Origin of the sequence: Kluyvera genomosp. 2 (genome assembly GCF_036759865.1) — a bacterium.
In the GTDB taxonomy this organism is placed as follows: domain Bacteria; phylum Pseudomonadota; class Gammaproteobacteria; order Enterobacterales; family Enterobacteriaceae; genus Kluyvera; species Kluyvera ascorbata_B.
In genome coordinates, this window is sequence record NZ_JAPKIA010000046.1 from 1 (window position 1) to 591 (window position 591).

A 591-nucleotide genomic window follows, 5' to 3' on the forward strand; every position below is an offset into this window, starting at 1 on the left:
CCACCTTGCCGGGCGCCGCTGCCGTGTGGAAATCCGCCCACCTTGCCGGGCGCCGGTGCTGTGTGGGAATCGGCCCACCTTGCCGGGCGCCGCTGTCGTGTGGGAATCCGCCCACCTTGCCGGGCGCCGCTGTCGTGTGGGAATCCGCCCACCTTGCCGGGCGCCGGTGCTGTGTGGAAATCCGCCCACCTTGCCGGGCGCCGGTGCCGTGTGGGAATCCGCCCACCTTGCCGGGCGCCGGTGCTGTGTGGAAATTCGCCCATCTTCATGACAAAAATTTGTCAAATGACAGGCTCATGTGTGCTGATTTATGTCAGACGGGATTTTGCTTATCAATTATTGAGAACAGAAATTTTCCTGAATCATCAATACTATACTTAGCAAGTAAAGGTGTTTTCTCATTTATCTGCTTGAGTGCAGGATCAAGGAAAGATCGTTTCAACTCTGCCAAGTTCTTCTGTTGGGATTCCAGCAAAAGGAAACGGTCATTTAACCAAGCATGAGTAGTAACCCATAAGCCTGAAGGGGGCCGCTTGGAAAACGGAATCTATGGTCACTCCCGTTTTTGCAACACCGATTTTGACGACAAGT

1 protein-coding gene is annotated in these 591 nt (G+C 54.3%); it reads right to left on the reverse strand.

Annotated features, from left to right (window positions below; translation table 11 throughout):
* Nucleotides 1-313 precede the first annotated feature (313 nt).
* The gene (locus tag V6942_RS23360) at nucleotides 314-547 is read right to left on the reverse strand and encodes a replication initiation protein (protein ID WP_227661511.1); all 234 of its coding nucleotides are present in this window, start codon (nucleotides 545-547) and stop codon (nucleotides 314-316) included.
* Nucleotides 548-591: the final 44 nt, after the last annotated feature.